The 19,350-nt window shown below is 43.4% G+C and carries 14 protein-coding genes; 4 read left to right on the top strand and 10 right to left on the bottom strand.

Translation table 11 applies throughout. The features are described from left to right. Nucleotides 1–78: 78 nt before the first annotated feature. The gene (locus tag AB3329_RS06970; protein WP_368395085.1) at nucleotides 79–2,616 is read right to left on the bottom strand and encodes an ABC transporter ATP-binding protein/permease; all 2,538 of its coding nucleotides are present in this window, start codon (nucleotides 2,614–2,616) and stop codon (nucleotides 79–81) included. 257 nt (nucleotides 2,617–2,873) lie between these two features. Between AB3329_RS06970 and mazE the strand changes: the two genes are divergently transcribed. Both mazE and AB3329_RS06960 read left to right on the top strand, forming a co-directional pair. Beyond that, entirely contained in the window at nucleotides 2,874–3,086 is a 213-nt protein-coding gene (gene mazE, locus AB3329_RS06965) for a type II toxin-antitoxin system PemI/MazE family antitoxin (protein ID WP_368395084.1), read from the top strand. Further along, nucleotides 3,079–3,426, top strand: a complete 348-nt coding sequence (locus tag AB3329_RS06960) for a type II toxin-antitoxin system PemK/MazF family toxin (RefSeq protein ID WP_368395083.1) — start codon at nucleotides 3,079–3,081, stop codon at nucleotides 3,424–3,426. Before mazE ends, AB3329_RS06960 begins: the two co-directional genes overlap by 8 nt. Before the next feature lie 121 nt (nucleotides 3,427–3,547). On the opposite strand, the gene AB3329_RS06955 is transcribed toward AB3329_RS06960, so the two are convergent. Genes AB3329_RS06955 through trpX form a run of 3 tightly spaced genes read right to left on the bottom strand, consistent with a single transcriptional unit; the run spans nucleotide 3,548 to nucleotide 6,237 of the window. Continuing rightward, nucleotides 3,548–4,306 (bottom strand): ABC transporter ATP-binding protein, encoded by a 759-nt coding sequence (locus AB3329_RS06955; RefSeq protein ID WP_368395081.1) that lies wholly within the window; start codon nucleotides 4,304–4,306, stop codon nucleotides 3,548–3,550. Beyond that, nucleotides 4,303–5,172, bottom strand: a complete 870-nt coding sequence (locus AB3329_RS06950; protein ID WP_368395079.1) for an ABC transporter permease — start codon at nucleotides 5,170–5,172, stop codon at nucleotides 4,303–4,305. The genes AB3329_RS06955 and AB3329_RS06950 overlap by 4 nt, the downstream gene beginning before the upstream one ends. A 60-nt stretch (nucleotides 5,173–5,232) precedes the next feature. After that, a complete protein-coding gene (trpX, locus tag AB3329_RS06945; protein ID WP_368395078.1) occupies nucleotides 5,233–6,237 on the bottom strand; it encodes a tryptophan ABC transporter substrate-binding protein in 1,005 nt (334 codons plus the stop codon). Nucleotides 6,238–7,526: 1,289 nt separating this feature from the next. Between trpX and AB3329_RS06940 the strand changes: the two genes are divergently transcribed. After that, nucleotides 7,527–9,188: an Rqc2 family fibronectin-binding protein gene (locus tag AB3329_RS06940; RefSeq protein WP_368395077.1), complete on the top strand. Its 1,662-nt coding sequence runs from the start codon at nucleotides 7,527–7,529 to the stop codon at nucleotides 9,186–9,188. Nucleotides 9,189–9,292: 104 nt separating this feature from the next. Here the strand turns inward: AB3329_RS06940 and budA are convergent, their stop codons facing one another. The 5 genes from budA to AB3329_RS06915 all read right to left on the bottom strand — a co-directional run bounded on the left by budA (nucleotide 9,293) and on the right by AB3329_RS06915 (nucleotide 16,073). Continuing rightward, nucleotides 9,293–10,012, bottom strand: a complete 720-nt coding sequence (gene budA / locus AB3329_RS06935; RefSeq protein ID WP_368395076.1) for an acetolactate decarboxylase — start codon at nucleotides 10,010–10,012, stop codon at nucleotides 9,293–9,295. A 903-nt stretch (nucleotides 10,013–10,915) separates the two neighbouring features. Further along, a complete protein-coding gene (gene alsS / locus AB3329_RS06930; RefSeq protein ID WP_368395074.1) occupies nucleotides 10,916–12,592 on the bottom strand; it encodes an acetolactate synthase AlsS in 1,677 nt (558 codons plus the stop codon). A gap of 178 nt (nucleotides 12,593–12,770) precedes the next feature. After that, entirely contained in the window at nucleotides 12,771–14,009 is a 1,239-nt protein-coding gene (locus tag AB3329_RS06925) for a hypothetical protein (RefSeq protein ID WP_368395098.1), read from the bottom strand. A 1-nt stretch (nucleotide 14,010) separates the two neighbouring features. Next, nucleotides 14,011–15,183, bottom strand: coding sequence for an AI-2E family transporter (locus AB3329_RS06920; RefSeq protein ID WP_368395073.1), 1,173 nt, complete (start codon nucleotides 15,181–15,183; stop codon nucleotides 14,011–14,013). A 407-nt stretch (nucleotides 15,184–15,590) separates the two neighbouring features. Further along, nucleotides 15,591–16,073: an NUDIX hydrolase gene (locus tag AB3329_RS06915; RefSeq protein ID WP_368395072.1), complete on the bottom strand. Its 483-nt coding sequence runs from the start codon at nucleotides 16,071–16,073 to the stop codon at nucleotides 15,591–15,593. Between the two features lie 573 nt (nucleotides 16,074–16,646). Here AB3329_RS06915 and AB3329_RS06910 point away from each other — a divergent pair. Then, the gene (locus AB3329_RS06910) at nucleotides 16,647–17,666 is read left to right on the top strand and encodes a lactonase family protein (RefSeq protein WP_368395070.1); all 1,020 of its coding nucleotides are present in this window, start codon (nucleotides 16,647–16,649) and stop codon (nucleotides 17,664–17,666) included. Nucleotides 17,667–17,867: 201 nt separating this feature from the next. Here the strand turns inward: AB3329_RS06910 and rfbB are convergent, their stop codons facing one another. After that, nucleotides 17,868–18,914 carry a dTDP-glucose 4,6-dehydratase gene (gene rfbB, locus AB3329_RS06905; RefSeq protein ID WP_368395096.1) on the bottom strand — a complete coding sequence of 349 codons (1,047 nt, stop codon included), beginning with the start codon at nucleotides 18,912–18,914 and terminating at the stop codon, nucleotides 17,868–17,870. Between the last annotated feature and the right edge of the window lie 436 nt (nucleotides 18,915–19,350).

Genomic DNA, 19,350 nt, shown 5'->3' with positions numbered 1-19,350 from the left:
GATTGTACCTTTCCTGTTCCATACAGGATACAATCCTTAGCTTATTGTTGGAGCTCAGTCTGACTGTTCAGCTTGATTCTATTCTGCATGCAAAGCTTCAACCGGATCTTTTTTCGCAGCAAAGCGTGAAGGGATAATCCCTGCTGTGACAGTTAAAAAGATGGAAATTGCAGTCAGCACGGCTCCTGCCCAAATAGGCAGGACAGAAATATGGGCAACATCGGTGATATTTTCAATAACTTTATTAATGGGAATATTAAGAAGCAGAGTGATTAGAATTCCCATAAGACCGGATATAAAGCCTTCAATTGCTGTTTCAGCCGTGAAAATACGGCGGACATCTTTTTTCGATGCTCCGATAGCACGTAAAATTCCGATTTCCTTAGTCCGCTCCAGAACCGAAATATAGGTAATAATGGCAATCATGATAGAAGAAACGAGCAGTGAAATAGCTACAAAACCGATGAGGACATAGGTTATCATATTAATCATGGTGGTCACTGACGACATCACTAAGGCGATGTCATCAGTATAACTGATAATCTGCGCCTCCTTGTCAGCCTTTTTCATTTTCTTATTATAGGCCTCAATTAAATCTTTTAAGGCCTCCTTATCTTCAAAAGAGCCAGCATAAAAGTTGATACTGGAGGGAGCATTTAAATCAATGATGCCGATTGTTTTTAGATTGTCTTCATAGCTGGCATTGACATTTTGATTGTACTGAGTCACATAAGCGGCCAATTCTTCTGCCGTCATTCCCGCCAAAGCCTGCCTTTGTTCTTCGGTCAGATTTTGTGAAGAAAATGCGGTCACGTCAGCAGAAAAAGGCTGCCCGGTAAAAACATTTGTTCCCTTATCAGCTGTTTGCTCCTTGGCAATCTGACTGGCATTAACAGCCTTTGAAATATGCTTTGTCAGTGCCTGCGTATAGCCAATTCCCCCAACAGAAGTGTTATTAGATGTCCCTTCCTGCGGTTTAACGATACCGACTATCGTGATATCTTTCCCTTTATTAATAAGATCCGTCATATAGGCTGTATCCGATGATTTATCTACCCAGAGACCATTTTCCTTTTGAAAAATATCGGATTGGATAACCAGCTTAAAGGACCGGCCGAGCAAGTCATCGTAGCCGTAGGTCTGTTCATCATCTTTTGTTTCTTGGGATAAGCGGCTGAGTTCATCCCTATCTTCCAGTCCGAGACTATAGATCACCAAGTCATTGACATTATGGTTCTCATCGACCATCAGAATGACCTCATCAGCTTTTTGGGGAAAATGACCGGCGAGAAGCTGGTACTGAGACTTGAGCATCTCTTTGTCACTGCTGATTTCTGACCAGATTTCCATGTTATCAGCCATTGTTTTAACCATCACATTGTCAGTATCTAATTCCTGACTCAAATCTGATGGATTGACAGCTTTGACGCCGTTAGATGTGTCTGCGGCATAGATCTGCGGAGACAGGTCATAAGAATAATGAATATCTTTAGTGAGTGCGTCAAAGTCTTTCTGATGATTCTCCAAATAAACTTTAAAGGCTTCTAAATCATTATCCGACGTTTCAGAGGTCAACAGGCTTTTTAAGGTGTCGTTAACGCCAATACTTTCTGACTGAGAATGGTCTGAACCGCCTTCCAAGGCTTCTATTCTGGCTGAAAAAAGACTGGTCAGAGAATTGCTGTCATCCTTTTTTAAAGATAAGGGATAGGCTACTAGGGTATCTTCCTGCACCTGATCAATATAATCCTGAACACCGTTGGACAGAGACAAAATTAAGGCAATTCCGATAATGCCGATAGATCCTGCAAAAGCCGTCAGGAAGGTTCTGCCCTTTTTAGTCAGAAGATTGTTAAAAGACAGGTTCAGAGCTGTCCAAAAACGCATTTTGGTTTTCTTAAAAGCAGCCTCAGCTCCTGCCGCCTGCAGTCTAGCAGGGTCGTAAGGGTCTGAATCACTGATAATATGACCATCTAATACTTTTATAATACGGGTCGAATACCGATCAGCTAAATCAGGATTGTGCGTCACCATGATGACCAGACGGTCTTTGGCTATCTCCTTAAGCAGTTCCATAATCTGTACCGACGTTTCCGAATCTAAGGCACCTGTCGGCTCATCTGCCAAAAGAATATCCGGATTGTTGACCAAAGCTCTGGCTATGGCAATCCGCTGCATCTGACCGCCTGACATTTGGTTGGGCCGTTTATGAGCCTGCTTTGCTAAACCGACATGTTCTAAGGCCTCCATAGCGCGTTTGCGCCGCTCAGATTTTGCCACCCCTGAAAGGGTCAGAGCCATCTCCACATTGCTCAGAGCTGTTTGGTGGGAAATTAGATTGTAAGACTGAAAAACAAAACCGATGGTATGGTTGCGGTAAGCATCCCAGTCGCGGTCCTTAAATGTCTCGGTAGACTGGCCGTTAATCAACAAATCACCTGATGTATACTGATCCAGTCCGCCAATAATATTAAGCAGAGTGGTCTTGCCGGAGCCGGACTGCCCTAAAACAGAAACAAATTCATTGGCACGAAAAGCCAGATTGATATCCTCAAGAGCAGCAAGGCTCTGCCCGCCCGTTTGGTAAATTTTTGTAACATGCTGCAGTTCTAACATAACCTCTCCAATAAAGTAACCAAAAACATTTGCCGATTGTTCCTTGGTTGTTGGTCAAGGAACACAGCCCGTTTAAACTTTCTAAACGGCTCTATTATACCACCAGCCTGTCACTTTGTCTTAAAAAAAGATTTAGCTGATTAAAAGCAGCTTTTTCGAATATAGTAATAGGCTCTTAAACTTTAGTCATTATCCTGTTGCTTTATTTGCTTTTTAAGTATATACTAAGTATATCTTAAGTTGTAGAGGAGTAAAATATGGTGACGGTAAAAGCAAGAAAGGTTGGTAACTCAATGATTGTAACGCTTCCAAAAGAGTTTGATATTAAAGCAGGAACAGAGTTTTTCGTTTATAAAGGTGTTGATGGTGCCCTTGTTTTGGCGCCTAAAATAGAGAATCCTTTTGACGGAGAAGCAGATTTAACGATGACAGACGATTTTAAGGAGGTCATTTTTCTAGATAATGAGTAAGGCTTACATTCCTAAAAAGCAAGACCTTGTTTGGATTGATTTTGACCCAGCTGCTGGAAGGGAAATTCAAAAGCGCCGACCGGCTTTAGTCATTTCAAGTCAAAACTATGCCAAACAAACCGGATTTGTAGCTGTCTGCCCCATCACTCAAGGCCAGCAAAAACTAAAAGACAGAGGACTCTTGGTGACTGTCCGGCACAAAGCAATCCGAGGGGCAGTCAATCCCTTTCAACTGCACACTTTTGATTTTCGAGCTAGAAATATCCAAAAAATCGGTCAGCTTGATACCCAACTCTTCCAAAAGGTAGCACAGCTCTATCCTTATATTTTTGGAGAATAAAACGTAAACAAGAATGTAAGACCCACCCCAGTAAAGAAAGAAAGCTATTTGATAAAAAAATACTCAGGGCAGGTTCTGTCCTGAGTATTTTTAATAGTAATAGTTATTATCGGATAAGACTTTACTCAAACAATTGATAGTAATCGGCAATGGTCATCTGGGCTTTTTCTTCCTGGTTTAAGTCCTGTATGATGGAGCCGTCTTTCATAACAATCAGACGGTTGCCGTATTTGAGAGCATCTTCCATATGGTGGGTAATCATCAGGCTGGTCAGCTTTTGCTGTCTGATAAAGGTATCCGTCAGCTCCATCAGCGCAACACTGGTTTTAGGATCCAGTGCTGCTGTATGCTCATCAAGCAGAAGAAGCTCCGGGCGTTTCAGCGTCGCCATCAAAAGACTGAGAGCCTGGCGCTGGCCGCCTGAGAGAAGACCGGTAGGGGTATCCAGATGTTTTTCCAGTCCATTGCCGGTTTGACCGGTTAACTCTGTAAATTTTTCGGTATAATGGTGGATTTTCCGAGCGGCCAGTCCCCGCTTCTCACCGCGGTGCAGGGCTATCAGAAGATTTTCAGCAACGGTCATACGCGGAGCCGTTCCCATTTTAGGATCCTGAAACACACGGGATAGATATTTAGCTCTCTTTTCAGCAGGAAGAGCGGTCACATCTTCGCCTAAAATGGTGATACTGCCGCTGCTTAAAGGCAGGGTTCCGGCGATAACGTTAAAAAGTGTTGATTTTCCGGCGCCGTTGCCGCCCAAAATCGTTAGAAAATCATGTTCATATATTGTCAAACTGACATCATCAAGAATCGTTTTGACATCAGTAAAGCCGTTATTGACTTGGACGGTCGCTTTTTTTAATTGAACAATTTCTTTCATCGCGACAAGGTCACCCCCTTGAAGAATTTATCTTTGAGAACCGGTATAATCAGGCAGGTGGCCAGAACAACTGCACTGAAGAGTTTCAGATAATTAGTATTGAAACCGAGGGCAATAACAGCCGCAATCAAAAATTGGTAAAGAATAGAACCGACAATGATAGCAATCAAGCGCTCCAGTAAGGTCAGGCCGGTAGAGTAAAGAACTTCTCCGATAATGATGCTGGCTAAGCCGATGACAATAACACCGATTCCTTTTGAAACATCAGCGTAGCCGTCCTGCTGGCTGACTAAGGCACCGGACAGGGCGATTAAGCCGTTTGAAATCACCAGTCCCATAACTTCCATACGATCGGTATTGATACCAAAACTCTTTGCCATATCCGGATTGTCCCCCGTAGCAATATAAGCCTGTCCCAGATGCGTATACAAGAAATAAATCAAGAGACTGATAACCAAAACAACAGTTAAAAATCCAATAATCAGTAAGTTTATATCTGTACTAAAAGGCAGCAAATCCTGAACAGAACGGATATCCAAAAGCCCGAGATTGGCGCGGCGCATAATAAGGAGCATAATGGAATTGCAGGAAGTCATCACCAAAATTCCAGCCAAAATAGTCGGAATTTTCCCTTTGGTATAGAGCAGACCAGTTATAAGCCCAGCCAAACAGCCGGCAAGCATTCCGGCAGCAGTGGCCAAAAGCGGGTGGCTCCCGTGATTCATGAGCGTCACGGCTACCGCTCCGCCCAGAGGGAAAGAGCCTTCTGTTGTCATATCAGGAAAATTCAAGATACGAAAGGTCAGATAAATTCCCAAGCCCAAAATTCCCCAGAGCAGGCCTTGCGATACGGACGAAATAATCATATTTATACCACTCCTTTATTTACTTTGTCAGCTGTAAGTATCAAGCCGGCAGACTGATTTTTAATCATTGGCTGCAATCACAGTATCCGCCTCAGAGATAACACTGTCAGGAACAGTGATATCCAGTGTCTTAGCCGCTTGAAGGTTAACTATCGGAGTACCGCTGTCAACGATTTTAACCGGAACATCTTTGACTTCCTTTCCAGCCAAAAGCTTAACCACTATTTTAGCTGTTTCGACACCCAGTTCATATTGACTTTGCGCAACTGAAGCGATGCTGCCCTGCTCAACCATCGTGTCAACACTGGAGTACACCGGCAGTTTTGCGGCATTAGCAGCTGACACGACTGTCGTAAAGGCACTAGCGATTGTATTGTCCTGAGGAACAAAAACAGCATCCACTTTGCCGGCCATAACAGACATAGTTGTTGAAATTTCGTTCGTTGAAGGTACAGCATATTCCGCAACTGTCAGACCTGCCGCTTCTGCTTCTTCCTTGAATTCTTTAACCTGCGAAGCTGAGTTGTCCTCGCTGCTGGCATAAAGAATACCTACCGTTTTAACCTCAGGAGTAATATCTGTTATCAGCTCGACAGTCTGCTTTGTCGGTACCTGATTAGAAACACCGGTCACATTGGCTTCAGGCTTTTCCAGATTGGCAACCAGTTTGGCTCCTACAGGATCCGAAATTGCCCCCATAACCACCGGAATATCTTTAGTGGCGGAGGCCAGTCCCTGTGCAGCTGGTGTAGCAATACCAACCAGCACATCATTATCGCCATTGGCCAATTGTTTACTCATGGTCTGAATCTTACTTTGGTCGCCTTCGGCATTCATATCGGTAATCTCAATATTGTCTCCGGAATAGCCCGCCTCTTCAAGACCGTCAACAATTCCCTGATGAATTTCATCCAGAGCATCATGGGTCACATACTGCAAAATCCCTACCTTGACAACCTTCTTATCATTTGTTCCAGCCTGATTGTTCACATTCTGATAAATCAGCGCTCCCGCAGCTAAAACCAGAAGTGCCGCAAGCGTAACCATTAAACCTTTATTTTTCATACAACTCCCTCACACAAGATACAAAGGGCGGTAAGAACGCAAAAGGAAAATAGGAGACTGACCGATGAATCCAGAAAGATTCGAGGTCAGGCTATCTTTTTCCCGCAGCGTTTAGCCCGTGTTCAATTCACAAGATACAAAGCCCGTCTAAAAATCCGTATGAAAATAGGGGATGGCAAGTGATGCTGGCATCATGCTGACAGCCATCTTTTTCACTAGGATTTTAGGGCGTGTTCAATTAACAAGATACAAAGGGCGTATAAAACGCAAAAGGAAAATAGGAAACCGACGCTAGGTCGCTAGACCTTAGACGGTTTATCTTTTTCCCGCAGCGCTTAGCCCGTGTTCAATTCCATCAAGATACAAAGCCCGTTTAAAGAGCAAAGCAAAAATGACGGTAAGCTCGAAATCTCCGATTTCGCAGACGCACCCCTGCCAAGACGACTAGGGAGTGGGACAGAACCCCAGACCACAAAGTTCGTTGTCCCACCCCCGCAAAGCCTAGTAGGCAATTTAAAGCTTTGAAAAAGCGAATAAAGTGCCACTAGGCTACTGCGTCTTGCACATAACACTATAAACAAACATTAAAGCCTATTTTTAAAATCATCCTTCAGACGTTTACGGCTGGCGGTAAGTCCGAAATTTGTGATTTCGTCGGCGCATCTCTGCCAGGACGACTAGAAGAGGGCAATGAAAGTTTCCAACTTTCAAATTGTTTCTAATCTGTTCTGCAAGTCTCAGATTTTGCTAAGCAGGCAGAGAAAGATTTGCTGCCCGGAGTGGGCAGAATCCGCAGCAGCTGTCCTTCAGCCTTGCTCCCCTCGGCTTTTGTTTCTTTCTTTTTTCATCAAGAACAAGCCTTTGCCAAAAAGAAAAGCGCTCAGTAAGAAAATCTCACCACGCGCTTCTGTTTTCAGACTAAGACTCAAAGCGCATAGATACCATTTAGAATGTATTCTAAAAGCCGTATCTATGCTGCTACATAAATACAAGCTTACCTATGCCAACTTTGCCACGCTGTTAACGTTTGAACCGCCATTACCTTAGTCTTCCTTTCTGCCTTTTTTATTATTATATCCTAAATTCTGAAAATTGCAAGCGGTTTTTCAAATGTTTCTAAAAATCGGACTAAAGAGAGCAAAATAAGTATTTTAGCTGGTCTTATGATATAATAAGACCAGCTAAATTTTAGAGAGGAAAGATGGTCAGGCCTGATTGTCGTCACTTTTTGTCAGTCAGGACAGATAGCTTTTCACAAGAGCTTTCGCCATATTTTTGGTGCCCCAATTATGTCTTTTGACGGCTTTTTTTTACATCATCTAACAAAGGAATTACAGGAGCAGCTCCTTAACGGCCGTATCCAAAAGGTTAACCAGCCTTTCGACCGGGAGCTTGTCTTAACCATCCGCAATAATCGGCAAAATTATAAGCTTCTTCTGTCTGCTCACTCGGTATTTGGGCGTATTCAAATCACTGGGACAGACTTTCAAAATCCGCAGACTCCCAATACTTACACCATGATTATGAGAAAATATCTGCAGGGAGCGGTTATTGAGCGGATTGAGCAAATTGAGAATGACCGTATATTAGAAATCACTGTTTCAAATAAAAATGAAATCGGCGATGCCAGCAAAACAACGCTTGTGGCTGAAATTATGGGTAAGCATAGTAATATCATTCTGGTTGATAAAGGTCAGAATAAAATCATTGAATCCATCAAGCATGTCGGTTTCTCCCAAAACAGCTACCGGACAATTCTGCCCGGTTCAGCATACATTGCACCGCCAAAATCTGATCAGTTCAATCCTTATGAGATCGCTGATGAAAAACTGTTTGAAATTCTGCAGACACAGGATTTAACAGCTAAAAATCTGCAAAAGATTTTTCAGGGTTTGGGACGTGACACGGCTGAGGAATTGTCAGCCTCCCTCACAACTGATAAGCTGAAAACATTTCATGCCTTTTTTCAGCGCAGTTTAGTTCCTAATCTGACAGAAAAAGGCTTTTCTGCCGTTCTTTTTGCCGACTCAAACCAGACTTTTGCCAGTCTTGGTGAGCTGCTGGATTATTTTTATCAGGAAAAAGCAGAACGGGACCGAGTAGCAAAGCGGGCTGGAGAGCTCATTCACCGCGTCCAAAATGAAAAAGATAAAAATAAGAAAAAACTTCTTAAACAACAAAAAGAACTGGCTACAACCAATGAAGCGGAAAGCTACCGGCAAAAAGGTGAGCTGCTGACAACCTATCTTGGTCAGGTTCCAAACAATCAGGATTATGTCGAGCTGGATAATTATTATACAAATGAGAAAATCAGAATTGCTTTGAATAAAGCTCTGTCTCCCAGCCAAAATGCTCAGCGCTACTTCAAAAAATATCAAAAATTAAAAGAAGCTGTCAAGCACTTAAGGGGAGTGATTCAGCAGACTAAGGACACTATTACCTACCTCGAAAGCGTGGAAACTGCTCTTAATCAGGCGTCTCTAAATGATATTGCAGATATTGAAACAGAATTAGCACAAACCGGCTTTATCAAAAAACGACGGGCTGCTAAGCAGCAGAAGCGGAAAAAGCCTGAACAGTACCTAGCTTCTGACGGCCAAACAGTTATTATGGTCGGCCGGAATAATCTGCAAAATGATGAGTTGACCTTTAAAATGGCTAAAAAAGGAGAGCTTTGGTTTCATGCCAAAGATATCCCAGGGAGCCATGTCCTCATTAAAAATAACTTACAGCCCAGCGATCAGGTTAAAACCGATGCAGCGGAACTGGCGGCTTATTTTTCCAAAGCCAGACTGTCCAATCTTGTGCAGGTCGATATGATTGAAGCCAAAAAACTCAAGAAGCCATCCGGCAGCCGGCCAGGTTTTGTCACTTATACAGGACAGAAAACACTGCGGGTTACACCCAATCAGGATAAAGTTGCTAAAATGAAGCTGAAATCCGACAATTAACAATAAAACACCGGTTTAAGTACTTTTTAAAAAGCAGCTTAAGCCGGTGTTTTAGTTAGCAATATGAGGATTGGTTTCAAAAAGAAACTAATACAGCCAAAAAATTATTCTGATTTATCAATGTCTTCTTTTAGTTCATCCATATTCAGTTTAGCAAAAAGGTATTTACGGTCCTGAACGGGAAAACGCTGGTCCAGCTGGTCAACCGCCCCTACTTCAACCGTTCCTTCAGAAATAACAAAATCAATAACATGACCGCCGAAACTGAAATCATCTGAAATAAAATGCAGATGATAACCGGCAACACTGACACCATGAAACATTTCCGGAGTCCAAAAACCGACAATCGTCCCCGACAAATTTTCCCGTGTATACTCGGGCTGATGGGTTGCTACCTCAGCAAACTTCGTATCAGGAGCAGATTTGGGAATCATCCGAACATGCATTTTAGCGAAGTCACCCTTTATCTTTATCGAGCGGAAAAGATTGACCCCATCATAGTAAGATTCAATCCGCTTCTCAAGCTCTTCAGCCGTCATAGCAAACCGCTGACGAAAGATGACCTCTGCCTGATGCGGAACAACCGCTGCATAAGGAACCGTCACCTCGTTTGACAGCTCGACAACCTTAGGCACACCATCAGACCCCTTAGCCTGATAAGCCTTACCATCAAGGACAATCAATTCACCATCAATTGAGTCCAGAGTCCCAATCCCTAAGTCCCCATGCTCCAGCAGCTCGCCGATAGTCAGGGTGCCGCCGTACAATCCAGCCATCAGAGCTCCTAAGGTATTGTACTGAAATAATTTAATCGCTTCAACCATAAACTCACCACACAAAAATACAAAGCCTGTATAAAACACAAAGGAAAAGAGACAGTCAGTCCGAAATCTTAGATTTCGCAGACGCACCTTTGCCAAGACAGCCAGAAAGCTGCATCAAGCTGTCAAGACTGCAAAGCTTTCAGACATCTGCCGCTCTATTAAATGAAATAGCTAAGCAGAACATTTCCTTTTTCATTAGGATTTTAGGCCGTGTTCATTTAACAAGATACAAAGCCCGTTTAAAGAGCACAGCAAAAATAGGAAATTGACGATGTTTCTTTAGAAACAAGGAAATTTATCTTTTTTGCACAGCTCTTAGGGCGTGTTCAATTCCAACAAGATACAAAGGCCGTTAAAAAATCCGTATGAAAATAGGGGATGGCAAGTGATGCTGGCATCACGCTGACAGCCATCTTTTTCACTAGGATTTTAGGGCGTGTTCAATTCCAACAAGATACAAAGGCCGTTAAAAAATCCGTATGAAAATAGGGGATGGCAAGTGATGCTGGCATCACGCTGACAGCCATCTTTTTCACTAGGATTTTAGGGCGTGTTCAATTCCAACAAGATACAAAGCCCGTTAAAAAATCCGTATGAAAATAGGGGATGGCAAGTGATGCTGGCATCACGCTGACAGCCATCTTTTTCACTAGGATTTTAGGGCGTGTTCAATTCCAACAAGATACAAAGCCCGTTTAAAGAGCACAGCAAAAATGGCGGTAAGCCAGAAATCTTCGATTTCGTCGGCGCACCTCTGCCAAGACGACTAGAAGGGTGCGGCAGGCTGTAAAGACTGCAAAGCCTTCAGTCGTTTACGGCTGTCTAACTGTGAAGTCAGTTCTATACTTGACCATGCTTTTCCCCGCAGCGTTAAGCCCGTTTCAACATAAAATTTCGCCAGGTTCAGTAAAATTCGTCAGGCAGAATCGTTTCTCCCAGCTTGATATTATCCTTGTAGTCAATCGGAACATCAATTAAAACCGGGCCGCTTTCTGAATCACTGAGGGCTTGCCTGAACAGCTCCTCAAACTCTTTTTTGCTGTTAGCACGGTAGCCCTTGGCACCGAAACTTTCTGCATATTTAACAAAATCAACCGAACCCAAATCAACCCCTGATGATCGGCCGTATTTCATTTCTTCCTGAAAGGCCACCATATTATAACTGCCATCATTCCAAATAATATGAATAATCGGCAGCTGCAGCCTAACTGCTGTTTCCAGTTCTTGGGCTGAAAAGAGAAAGCCACCGTCTCCGGATATGGAAATAACTTTGGTATTAGGGCGGACTAAGGCCGCTGCTATGGCCCAAGGGAGAGCCACTCCTAAGGTCTGCATCCCGTTAGAAAAAAGGAGGTGGCGCGACTCATAGGATTTAAAGTAGCGGGCCATCCAGATGTAGTGGCTGCCAACATCAACTGTTACTGTCATAGTATCATCGGTATGAGTCTGCAGTACATCAATGACATCAAGCGGATGAACCAGATTCTCTTTAGAAGAGCGATGAAATTTCACGTCATCGACAACATTGTCTCTCAAACCCTTGAGATAGGCTATTGAACCTTCAGGCAGCCGATAGCCAGATACCGCAGGAAGAAGCAAATCCAATGTATCTTCGATACTGCCAATCAGCTCGCGTTCAGGCTGAAAATAGGTATCAATCTCAGCTTGGGCAACATCTATCACAATGATGCGGGCTGAAATTTCAGCATTCCAGTTGCGGGCTTCATATTCAATCGGGTCGTAACCGATAGCTATCACTAAATCAGCTTTTTTCAGCAGCATATCACCGGGCTGGTTGCGAAACAGGCCCACACGACCAAAAAAGGTATCGGCTTCCAAATCTCGTGAGACAATTCCGGCACCCTGAAAGGTTTCAACAACCGGGAGTTTAACCGCAGTCAGCAGACGCCGGATGGCCGCTGTGACATTCGCTGAAGAAGCACCATTACCCAGCAGTAAAACCGGTAAAACAGAATTGCGGATAGCCTGAGCTAAATAATTGATGTCAGCCACCGAGGCTGATCCCAGCTGCGGATCTGTTAAAGGTTTGATGGCCTTGACGGTCACTTGGCTGTCTGTTACATCCTGCGGAACTGAAATAAAACTAGCTCCGGGTTTGCCTGCTTTTGCTATACGGTAGGCATTGGCAATGGTTTCCGATAAGGTATCTGCATCATGCACTTCAGCAGCGTATTTTGTTATAGGCTCAAGCATAGCCACATTGTTCATAGACTGGTGAGACCGTTTCAGGAGGTCGCCGCGCTTAACCTGACCGCCGATAGCAAGAACCGGATCACCTTCATCAGTTGCAGTGACAAGACCTGTTGCCAGGTTAGCAATCCCCGGGCCGCTGGTAACCAGAACCAGTCCGGGCTCTCCTGTAATACGTCCGATTCCTTGCGCCATAAAAACGGCATTTTGTTCATGGCGGGCAACAATCAGCTCCGGTCCCTTATCCTTAAGCGTATCAAAGACACGGTCAATCTTAGCACCCGGAATACCAAAGACATAGTTGACATTATGATTAAGAAGGCTGTCTACAATCAAATCAGCACCATAATCCACATTTTCTTCCGACATTCTTCATCCCTTCTTTACAAGACTAAATTCATTATATCACAGTTTGGTAAAAAGGGATAAAAAGCATCCCTGAAGCTGTGTTTTAAAGTGAAAGAGACTTCTCCCAGCTTAAACAATCAATGAAATCAACTCTTTTCTTAGCTCTTTCTAATAAATGCTGCTCCCAAGAAAAAATCTGTCAGAGCGATTCATCATCTAAAAAACGGACCATATTGACATCATCAGGAACCAGCTCTAAATAATGTTTAGCATAGTTTACTGCCTGCTCTTGCTGGCCGCATTCTTTCAGCAGATCAATATAATCCTGCAGAAATTCTGGATTATCCCCTAAGTCTCTTGCTAAATCCTGATAAACAGCCAGTGCCTGTTCAAGCTCTTCTAAAGCATGATAGGCCTTAGCAAGATTCCATCTGGTTAATACATTAACAATATCCTGCTCTGCGGCAAGAGCAATTATTTCTGCGAAACGCTCTTCCTCGAGATAGAGATTAGTCAAGCGCAGCAAAACCTCTTCTTGATCTTCTGCTACTTCTTTTGCCTTTAACAAATAGTTTTCTGCCTGAGACGGCTCATGCAGTTCATAAGAAAATTGAGAGGCCGCCAATAAAAGTTCTTCATCAAACTGGTTTTTAGCCAGACCCTGCTGGATAATCCGGAGTGCTTCTGCCGTTTTATGTTCAGCATGAAGAGAAAGAGCATAGCGATATTCATAGCCCTCAAAATCGGGATTCATCGTATCCAGCTGCTTAAAATAAAGACTTGCCTTTTGATAGTCAGATTCTTCATAAAGGATAGAGGCCAGCTCAAAAGCTGTCTGGTCATCGTAGTCAATCTCCAGCGCTTTGTCTAAAAATTCAACAGCAGCCTCAAATTTGCCTAAATGCGCATAAGAACGGCCGATCCGCTGATAGGTAGAAATGCCTGTTTCGGCAAGTATATCACGGTTGTCCAATTTCGCATATTCTTGAATAGCTTGCTGGTAATTTCCTAATTTAAATTCAATTTCTGCCAAAGCTAAAACAACCAAGGGTTCCTGACTTAAACTGCTTGCCTCTAAAAGCTTTTCTCTCGCAACTTCTGTCAGCTCTTCCATATCGTAAAGATCAGCCTTAACCAAAAGGGCATTTACATAGTAATCGCTGTGAGGCTGGATTGCCTCTAGATATAGAAAAGCATCTTCGACATCACCGTCTTCAGCAGCAATTTGAGCCAGATTCAGATAGCTTTCGGGATAATCGTCCTTAATCTGCAGGTAAATCTGCTTTGCCTGCGGTAAAAAACCGATGCTCTCCAAATATGCAGCCAGTTCAAGTAAAACAGCTGAACTGTCCTCTTTTAAAGCTTTTTGTAAATAATTGTCAGCTTCTTGCAGATTTTGCTGTTCAATAGCAGCAAGTACTTTTTCACTGTTTAACATCTTATCCGTCACTGTCCTCCTTATCGGCCGCTTCATCAGCATACAAACCGCTGATTGACTTATACCAGTCAAAAACCTCTTTAACCACTACCTTTAGCGAGGCATAAATCGGAATACCTAAGAAAACACCCCAAACCCCGAACATGGAACCTGCTGTCAGTAAAATAAACATAATCGTAATGGGATGAATATTTAATTTGCTGCCAATAACCAGCGGGGTCACAAAACGCCCTTCAATAGTCTGCTCAACCACAAAAACCAGTAACACTTTAACCAGCATCAAAGGCCCCTGAACCATTGCCATTATCACTACAGGAATCATAGCCAGAAAACTTCCCAAATAAGGAATCATATTTAAGAAACCGGCGATTATCCCAAAAGTAACCGGATAGCGCAGGCCAACTAAGCTGAACATAACAGAAAACATCAGTCCGACAACAACTGCCACAGTAACCTGTCCCTGCACATAGCCCGACAGTTGCTTATTGATATCTCCCATAACACGGGAAATAGGCTGGCGGGTTTTTGTCGGCAGCGCTTTTAGCAGCCCTTCCTTCATTTTCTTGCTGTCTCTGAGAAAATAAAAGAGGATAAAAGGCGAAATTATGATAGCTACCGTAACTCGGGCAATTGTACTGGCAAAATTGCTGGCCCAGTCTAAGGCATTTCTTGAAAAGCTTTCTGCATAATCAATAGCCTTGCTGCTGATGTTGCTGAGCATCTCCTCCAGCTCTGCCTGATAATTGCGCAGCCAAGGATTTTCCAGCAGTTTATTGGCTTCTTTATTCACAGTTTCAACATAATCCGGTAAATTTTCGACAAAAGACAGCAGCTGATCCCGGACAGTCGGCAGAAAACCGGATACGCCCCAGGCGATGAGGGCCAAGACAGCAGCAAATACAATAAAAATAGAACTGGTCCTGCCTATTCCCCTGGCTTCCAGAAAATCAACCATCGGTTTGGTCAGATAGTAAAGTAAAGTCGAGATGACTACAGGCAAAAGCAAGACAGCACCAAATGACAAAACCGGAATAAAAAGAAAAGAAATTTTTGTAAAAACGTAGAGAGTCAGAAAAACTAGTAAGGTAATCAAAGTCACAATAACGGCTTGATTATTTAAAAACCACTTAAAAAACCAGCTATCTGTAAATTTTTTAGGATTTGAATGATTCATAAGAACTCCTTAAATACGAGGAACAGTCGCTTTTCAAAATTTTAAGCTGCCTGACAGCCATCATATACAGACTAAAATCTAAAACACACTGCTGTTCAAATATTATACCATTTTTGCCTGTTCAGACTTATGAATAAACATTTAAAATTAGCAGCCATTTCTATCAGCAAAACAAATACATCTGGCGGTAAGCCAGAAATCTGTGATTTCGTAGGCGCACCCCTGCCAAGACGACTAGAAGGGTGCGGTCGGCCGCTAGGACGACAAAGCCTTCAGACGTTTACGGCTGGCGGTAAGCCAGAAATCTGTGATTTCGTAGGCGCACCCCTGCCAGAACGACTATAAAGGTGCGGTCAACTGTTAAGGCGACAAAGCTTTCAGACGTTTGCGGCTGGCACTAGGAATAACTAGCGATCATAAAAAGTAACAGAACGATCGATTAACTGCTGTTTTTGATCATAGGTAAATTTAGCCGAAAAAAAGGGAACATCATCCAAAATCCATTTAAAAAGCTCATAATCGCCTTCCCAGGTTGGCTTAGTTAAAACCTGATCATAGGGGACCCACTCAAGAGTCCCTTCCCGAGAGTCTTCATCAGCAATCAAATCACCTGTAAAATCCGTTACCTTAAACACATAGGTGTACCAGTCATGACCCGGAGTAAATTCAGGAAAAGTTACAACTCCCTTGAAATCCATCTGTTTGACCAGCAAGTGAGTTTCTTCCAAGATTTCCCGTCTGGCACATTCATCAGGCGTTTCCCCCTGCTCCAACTTTCCCCCGACAGAAATCCATTTGCCAGCATGGACATCATTTTCCTTTTTATTGCGATGGAGCAGTAAAAGCTCCCTGCCATTATCAATATAACAAATCGTTGCCAACTTTGTCATTCACATCCCCCTAACACCAAGATACAAAGGGCGTTCAAGCTCACAGCAAAAATAGGAGCCTGACCGCTGAGTCACTATAGACTCAAGGGAGGGCTATCTTTTTTGCAAAGAGCTTAGCCCGTGTTCAGTTCTACCAAGATACAAAGCCCGTGAAAAAATCCGTATGAAAATAGGGGATGGCAAGTGATGCTGGCATCACGCTGACAGCCATCTTTTTCACTAGGATTTTAGGGCGTGTTCAATTCACCAAGATACAAAGCCCGTGAAAAGAGCAAAGCAAAAATGGCGGTAAGCCAGAAATCTTTGATTTCGTTTGCGCACCCCTGCCAAGACGACTAGAAGGGTGCGGTCGGCCGCTAGGACGATAAAGCCTTCAGACGTTTACGGCTGACAAGTAATGAAGCAGAATCTCAAATGATAGATCCCTCTCCTTCTCCAATTTTCAAGTTCGGGCTGAACTCATTCACTAGATAAGCTCACTCCCGCAGTTTTTCAGGCCATCTTCTGTTTTGACTACTCTTTTATTATAGCAAAATCTTATGGTATAATCTCTTTAAGAATAGGAGGGCGTTTATGGAAACTATCTATTTTGGGACCTATACAAAGCGTCAGTCGCAGGGAATATACAGTGCTGACTTTGATACCAAAGACGGCAGAATCAGTAAGCTTCAGCTAGCCGCAGAAGAAGTCAACCCGACTTATCTGGCCTTCTCTGATAGCAACTGCTACAGTGTAGGGAGCTATGGCGGAATGGGAGGAATTGCTAATTTTGACAGCCGCTTCCAGCTCATTAATCATGTCGTCGAAGAGGGGGCAGCTCTTTGCTATATCGCGGTGGATAAAGGACGACGTCTGGTTTATGGCGCCAACTATCACAAAGGCGAAGTACTCATCTATAAGCAAAACAATCAGGGGCAGCTGATCTTAGCCAATAAAATACACCATCATGGATCAGGGCCTCATAAAAATCAAGCCAGCCCCCATCCCCATTTTGCTGACTTGACGCCTGATAATTATTTAGTGGCATGTGATTTGGGGACGGACTCGGTCACAACTTATGCCGTTACAGATTCAGGTCGGGCAGAGAAAATAGCCAATTACCAAGCCGCTCCCGGTGCTGGCAGCCGGCATTTGGTCTTTCATCCTGATGGCAAAACGGCTTATTTAGTCTGTGAACTTAATGCCAGTGTTGAGGTGCTTAATTACCGCGGTCGGGGAAAATTTGAGAAACAGCAGACTGCTCCTACACTGCCTGCGGATTATAAAGGCTTTAACGCCTGCGGAGCTATCCGCATCACCAAAGACGGACGGTTTTTATATGTTTCCAATCGCGGCCATGATTCTATCGCTGTTTTTGCGATTCTGACAGACGGGAGACTTGAAAACCGGCAAATCATTTCAAGCGCCGGGCAAACACCTCGTGATTTCTGTCTGTCTCCCAAGGAAGACTATCTCATCGTTGTTCATCAGGATTCGGACAATGCCGCCGTTTTTAGACGCGATTCAAAAACAGGACTGCTGGTTGAAAGGAGCCATGATTTTACCGTGCCGGAAGCTGTCTGTGTTCTCTTTAATGACTGGAAGGAACAATAACAGGGCAGTCTTGTCGGCTTTTGAAGCAGGCCACCTAAAAAAAAACAAAACATTTGACAAAGCTGAGGCCACGACAGTCCATTTTTCTTTAGCTTATAAATCGTGAGTTGATCTTTATAAGTTAATTTCATACAAAAAGCACCCCAAAAATTAGATTTGTTGTCTAACTTTTGGGGTGCAGTTCATAGCTCTGTTTTTATATTATTTAATCACTTCCTGTGTTTTAGCATAGTTAGCTTCAACTGCTTCTTTTTCAGCCTGCCACCAATCTTTATGTTCTGTATACCACTTGATGGTATCTTCCAAACCTTGTTCAAAATTAGTGAATGCCGGCTGCCAGCCGAGTTCCTCACGTAATTTTGTCGAGTCGATAGCATAGCGCAGGTCGTGTCCGGCACGATCTGTTACATGATCGTAAGCATCCTTTGGCTGACCCATTTTTTCAAGGATAAGCTCAAGAACTTCCTTATTATTCTTTTCCCCGTCAGCACCGATCAGATAGGTTTCGCCGATACGGCCTTTGGTAAGAATGGCCCAGACCCCTGTTGAGTGGTCATTGGTATGAATCCAGTCTCGGACATTTTTTCCTTCACCGTAAAGCTTAGGCTTGATCCCAGACAGGATATTAGTAATTTGACGCGGTATGAACTTTTCAATGTGCTGATAAGGTCCATAGTTGTTGGAACAGTTAGAAATGGTAGCTTTGACACCAAAGGAACGAACCCAAGCCTTTACAATTAGGTCTGAGGCAGCCTTGGTTGAGGAATAAGGTGATGAAGGGTTATATTTGGTTTCAGCAGTGAATTTTTCACCCGGACCATCACCGTGACCCGGCAAGTCCTCACGCAAAGGCAAATCGCCATAGACTTCATCAGTTGAGACATGGTGGAAACGAATACCGTATTTGCGTGCGGCTTCCAAAAGCGTATATGTTCCGATGAAGTTGGTATGAATAAAAGGACTCGGATCATTGAGGGAATTATCATTGTGGCTTTCTGCTGCGTAGTGGACAATCGCATCTGCTTGGGCAGCCAATTTATCAACTAATTCAGCATCAGCAATATCACCAACAACTAATTCCACACGGCTGCCGAGGATTTCTTCAATATTGGCACGGTTGCCGGCATAAGTAAGCTTATCAAGGACAGTCACATGTACGTCCGGATGGTTATTGTAAATATAGTGAACAAAATTTGAACCGATGAAACCGGCCCCGCCAGTTACGATAATATTTTTAAATTCTGACACGGTTATCTCCTGTAATTGTCTTTTTAAATAGTCGATTTTTACAAAATCTTTGTGGTTATTTTTATCTGCCCGATAGGAATCTTTGGATGAAGCTTGGTAGATTTTCAAGTATTGCTCAAGTGTCGGTAAATAATAGCGGACAGCTTGAGTTTCAATTTCTTCTAAATTTTCTAACTCCACCTCCGCAAATTCAGGGAGGGAATGAAGCCCGCCAAATTCAACAGACAGGCCATCCTTTTGAAACTCATGTTCATGGCGGTCAACTAGCTGAAAACCGAGTCTTTCCATGATAGCATTGAGTTCATCAAAACGGTAAATTCGCTCCTCGTCTGGGGCTTCCCAACCTCTGGGATCACTGGGGACGTGAATGTCCAAGTCCTGTGCCTGCCAATCTCGTCCAGTCCGCCTTTCCAAACCAACAGAACCCATTAGCAAA

The sequence above is a fragment of the Streptococcus huangxiaojuni genome, assembly GCF_040930515.1.
GTDB lineage: Bacteria > Bacillota > Bacilli > Lactobacillales > Streptococcaceae > Streptococcus > Streptococcus huangxiaojuni.
This window is presented reverse-complemented; position numbering and strand designations above follow the sequence as displayed.